Annotated in this window: 3 protein-coding genes and 1 tRNA gene; 2 read left to right on the top strand and 2 right to left on the bottom strand. The window is 68.4% G+C overall.

Going from position 1 to position 5,098, the window contains the following annotated elements:
* The first annotated feature begins 23 nt into the window (after window positions 1-23).
* Window positions 24-2,855 (top strand): pitrilysin family protein, encoded by a 2,832-nt coding sequence (locus HUV06_RS14540; protein WP_174301968.1) that lies wholly within the window; start codon window positions 24-26, stop codon window positions 2,853-2,855.
* A gap of 12 nt (window positions 2,856-2,867) precedes the next feature.
* Here HUV06_RS14540 and HUV06_RS14535 read toward each other — a convergent pair whose 3' ends face one another.
* Both HUV06_RS14535 and HUV06_RS14530 read right to left on the bottom strand, forming a co-directional pair.
* Window positions 2,868-4,448, bottom strand: a complete 1,581-nt coding sequence (locus HUV06_RS14535) for a DHA2 family efflux MFS transporter permease subunit (RefSeq protein WP_174301967.1) — start codon at window positions 4,446-4,448, stop codon at window positions 2,868-2,870.
* A gap of 136 nt (window positions 4,449-4,584) precedes the next feature.
* Window positions 4,585-4,658: transfer RNA gene (locus HUV06_RS14530), tRNA-Gln, on the bottom strand.
* A gap of 127 nt (window positions 4,659-4,785) precedes the next feature.
* On the opposite strand from HUV06_RS14530, the gene HUV06_RS14525 reads away from it, so the two are divergent.
* Window positions 4,786-5,007: a hypothetical protein gene (locus HUV06_RS14525; protein ID WP_174301966.1), complete on the top strand. Its 222-nt coding sequence runs from the start codon at window positions 4,786-4,788 to the stop codon at window positions 5,005-5,007.
* The last annotated feature ends 91 nt before the right edge of the window (window positions 5,008-5,098 follow it).

Below are 5,098 nucleotides of genomic sequence, written 5' to 3'. Positions count from 1 at the left end.
TAAGCGCAGGCCGGAGCCTATCCATGCGCCTACCGTCCGTCTTCGCCATCCTGTTGCTCGCGGCCACATCGCCGGCCGCCTTCTCGCAGCCGCCCAGGGCCTCAAGCGCGGCCATCCCGCCGCTGCCCTTCCGCGAGCGGACGCTTTCGAACGGGCTGCGCGTGTTCAGCGTGGTCGACAGGACGACTCCCAACGTCACCATCCAGGTCTTCTACGACGTGGGCGGCAAGGACGATCCCGAGCATCGCTCGGGCTTCGCCCATCTGTTCGAGCACATGATGTTCAAGGCGACGCGCGACATGCCGTCCGAGTACATGGACCGGCTGACCGAGGACGTGGGCGGGTTCAACAACGCCTCCACCGCAGACGACCTCACCAACTATTTTGAGGTCGTCCCCGCCAACCACCTGGAGCGGCTGCTTTGGGCGGAGGCGGAGCGGATGAGCTCGCTCAAGGTCGATCAGGCCGCCTTCGCCTCCGAGCGCGCGGTGGTGGAGGAGGAGCTGCGCCAGCGCGTGCTGGCCGATCCTTATGGGCGGCTGCAGTCGCTGCTCGTGCCGGAGTCCTCGTTCCAGGTGCACCCCTACAAGCGTGCGGTGATCGGCAGCATCCCGGATTTGGATGCGGCGACACTCGCCGACGTGCAGGCGTTCCACGCCACCTTTTATCGACCGGACAACGCCAATCTGATCGTGATCGGCAACTTTGATCCGGCCACGCTGGACCGCTGGGTGGACCGGTACTTCGCGGGCATCAGCCACCCCGCCGCACCGATCCCGCGCGTCACGGCCGTAGAGCCTCCGCGCACGGGACCGCGCGTGGTCACCGGCTACGGCCCCACGGTGCCGCTCCCGGCCCTTGCCTGGACCTTCCTGGCGCCGGCCGCGTCGAGTCCGGATGGGGCGGCGCTGACGGTAGCGGACGCGATCCTGACTACAGGCCACTCCTCACGCCTCTACCGAAATCTCGTCTACCAGCAGCAGCTGGCGCAGGATGTCTTCTCATCCGCGGACCTGCGCCAGCAGCCGGGCCTGTTCCAGGCCGGGCTGATCATGGCCAGTGGCAAGACGCTGGACGCCGGCGAGGCGGCGCTGCGAGCCGAATTAGAGCAGCTCCGGGACCGGCCGGTCAGCGAGGCCGAGCTGGCGCGGGCGAAGAACCAGCTCATCGCCCAGATACTGCGTGAACGCGAGACGGTGGACGGCCAGGCCGCGGAACTCGGCCGCGCCATCGTGCTGGAGGGCGGCGCGGCGAAGGTCAACACCGACATCTCCGACCTGCAGGCGGTGAGCGCCCTCGATGTCCAGCGTGTCGCGCGGCTTTATCTGAAGGACAAGCAGCGGGTGGTGATCCGCTACCTGCCCGAGTCTCTTCGGCCGCCCGGCGGCGACATACCCTCTCGGTCGCAGCCGTCCGCCACGGTCGCCGCGCTGACGCCGACGACGGCCCGGAGCGCGCCGCCGCCCGAGAGCCTGCCGCATACCCCCCCTGCCCCGGGTCCTATCGTGAGCCCCTCCCCGCCCATGCCGGCCACCCGCGTGCTACGGAACGGCCTGAAGGTGATCGTGGCGCGGACCTCCGCCCTACCGATCGTCACCGCCGAGCTGGTGGTGCGCAGCGGGGCCACCTCCGATCCGACGGGCATGGCGGGCCTGCAGGGCCTGACCGCGTCGCTGCTGACCCAAGGCGCGGGCGGCCGCACGGCGCCGCAGATCGCCGCCGACATCGAGGCGCTCGGTGGGACGCTGGAGAGCGGCGGCGGGACCGACGGCTCCCAGATCGTCCTGACCGTGCTGGCGGACCAGCTGGACACGGCCATGCCGATCCTGGCCGACGTCACGCGTCGGCCGACCTTCGCACCGGCGGAGATAGACCGGCTGCGCCGCCAGCGGCTGGACGAACTGGCGGTGCAGATGGACGAGCCGGGCGCGCTGGCGCGGCTGGCGCTCCGCCCGCTCGTGTTCGGCGCCTCGCCCTACGGTCACAACCCCGCGGGCACGCCAGCCTCGCTGAAGCGGATCGACCGGCAGGCGGTTCTGCGCCAGTACGCCTCGGCCTATCGCCCTGACGAAGCCATCCTGATCCTGACCGGCGACATCACGCCCGATCAGGGCCTCGCCCTGGCCGAGCGGTCCTTCGGCGACTGGGCGCCGCCCTCCACGCCCCGCGCGCCTCGCCCGGAGCTCACGCCTTTCCCCAAGTCGCGGGTGGTGGTGATCGACCTGCCGGGGACCGGTCAGGCGGCGGTGCTCGCGGGGGCGCCCTCGATCGCCCGGTCCGACCCTCGCTTCTACGCCGCGGAGGTGGCGAGCGCGGTGCTCGGCGGCGGCTTCTCCGCCCGGCTCAACGAGGAGCTTCGCATCAGGCGCGGCCTGAGCTACGGGGCTGGCTCCAACATCGACGAATTCCGCGACACCGGCCTCTTCGCCGCCGCCGCCCAGACCAAGAACGCCTCCGCACAGCAGGTGGCCAGCCTGATGCAGGCCCAGATCGCCGGTCTTTCCGCCGCACCGATCCCGGCAACCGAGCTGGAGGCGCGCCAAGCCGGGATCGTCGGCGAGTTCGGCCGGAGTGTCGCAACCAGCGCCGGGCTGGCCGGCCAGATCGCCGCCAACTACGCCCTCTACGGCCTGGACGCCGACGAGATCGCCCGCTTCACCTCGCGCATCGATGCGGTGTCCGCGGGCGCCGCCCGGATGGCCGCCTCTGGCGCCATCCGGGCCGATCGCACCAGCCTGATCATCGCCGGCGACGCCAAGCTGTTCCTTCCCGAGCTCCGCAAGGCCTTCCCCGATCTGCAGGTGATCGAGGCGGCCAGGCTTGATCTCGACTCACCCACGCTGGAGACGCCCTGACCGAGCGGCTTGTCACTCCATGGCGTGGATCTCGCCCTTGGGAGGTCCACCGCGCGCGGGACGCATCAGCAGAACCAGGGGCATGACGACCAGGGCGATGTCCAGCATGAGCTTAAAGCAGTCCACATAGCTGACCATCGACGCCTGTGCGGTCACCTGAGCGTCGATGAAGGCGAGGCCTTTCTGGGTCGCAAGCGACCAGCCTTGGGGCGCGAACAGGCTTAGATTGGGGTTGTCCGGGCGCACATGCCGGATCAGGTCGGCGTGGATGGTCTGGGTGTTGTGGACCAGCAGCGCCTCCAGGATCGAGATGCCGACGCTGCTTCCGATGTTGCGGACGAGGGTGAACAGCCCTGCCGCATCGGTGCGCAGCCGGGGATTGAGGGTGGAGAAGACCACCGTGGACAGGGGCACGAAGATCAGGCCGACCCCCACGCCCTGTGTGATCCCTGCGGTCACCACCAGCTCCGGCCCCATCTGCAGGTTCACGCCGGTCATCCGCCAGAGCGAATAGGCCGTGATCACGAGGCCGGTGAGGATGATGAGGCGGGTGTCCACGCGTCCGATCAGCCGGCCCACGAGGAACATCGAGGCCAGGGTCCCGAACCCCCTAGGCGCGGTCACCAGGCCTGTGGTCACCACCGGATAGCCCATCAGGTTCTCCAGCATGGGTGGCAGCAGCGCCAGGGTGGCGAAAAGCAGTATGTTGATAAAGAAGCCGAAAAAGGTGCAGACGAGGAAGTTCCTGTCTTTCAGCACCTCGCGGTTGATGAAGGGCTGGGGCGCGGTGAGCGTCTGCACGGCCGCCCACCAGAAGCCGAGGCCCGCCAGCGCCAGCTCCACCCATATTTCGGTGGAGCTGAACCAGTCCTTCTGCTCGCCGCGGTCCAGGAACAGCTGCAGCGAGGCGATGCCCAGGCTCAGCGCCAGGAAGCCGAAGAAGTCGAGCCTGCGTGGCGTCGGGTCGCGCTTCTCGCGCAGGAACAGCCAGAAGCCCGCCAACGCCAGCACCCCGAACGGCAGGTTTATGTAGAAGACCCAGCGCCAGCTGTAGTTCTCCGTCAGCCAGCCACCGAGCGCCGGCCCCATGATCGGCCCCAGCATCGCGCCCATGCCCCACACCGCCATGGCCTGGCCGTGGCGAGCCTTGGGGTAGATGTCGAGCAGGATGGACTGCGACAGGGGCACCAGGGCGGCTCCGCACAGCCCCTGCAGCAGCCGGAAGCCTACGATCTCCGCCAGGCTGTCGGCGACGCCGCAGAGCGCCGAGGCGAACGTGAAGCCCGCGATGGAAACCATGAAGACCAGCTTCATGCCATAGCGGGAGGCCAGCCAGCCCGTCATCGGCGTCATGATCGCCGAAGCGACGATGTAAGAGGTCAGTACCCAGGTGATCTGGTCAGCCGACGCCGACACGCTACCCTGGATATGCGGCAGGGCCACGTTGGCGATGGTGGTGTCCAGCGAGTTCATCACTGTGGCCGTCATCACCGATATGACGATGAAGGGGCGCGCCCCGCCGACGCCCGCCGGATCGTCGGGCGTGCTGTCGAAGGTCGCCGGCGTGCGGCGGCTCAAGGGCGTGCTGGCCATCAGCTCATCGGATGTCCGGGACGGCGATGGCGTCCCTCATAATCTTTGGACGCTGGGTTCCAATGAAAATCAACCGCGGCGGGCTGCTTCGGAAGCAGCCCAATTCGACCGCCAAAGCGGCAACCCGCTGAACCGATGGCTGGGGGACTAGGACTCGAACCTAGAATGACGGTACCAAAAACCGCAGTGTTACCATTACACCATCCCCCAAGGATGGCCTGAGCGGGATGTCCGGAGGGGCCCGCTGCGGGAGGCGGCTGAGATAGCCCACCGCCCCACCCGTTGCAACATGCCTGCAAGCCTCCCGGCGGGCCAGACAGGGAGCAGCTGTGGCCGGATGAACGCCCTCACCGCCTACGGCCTGTTCGCCGTTTCAGCCATGCTCGTCTGCTACGCCATGGAGGGCCGTTCTTCCTGGTGGACCCTCGCCTTCGCGGCCGCCTGCCTGCTGGGGTCGTCCTACGGCTTCCTGCAGGGCGCCTGGCCCTTCGGCCTGGTGGAGGCCGTATGGTCGCTCATCGCGCTGCGAAAATGGCTCGGCCTGAGACGGTTCAACTGAAGCCGACCCTCGGGCCACGGTGATCGCTTGAACGGCTGGGGGGATTTCGGCGCGGGGTGATGTCTGATTCATGGGAGCCCTTGGTGGAGGG

The organism is Caulobacter sp. S45 (assembly GCF_903642205.1).
In the GTDB taxonomy this organism is placed as follows: Bacteria; Pseudomonadota; Alphaproteobacteria; order Caulobacterales; family Caulobacteraceae; genus CAHJWH01.
Note: the sequence above shows the minus strand (reverse complement) of the source record. Positions and strands in the feature narration are given on the sequence as shown.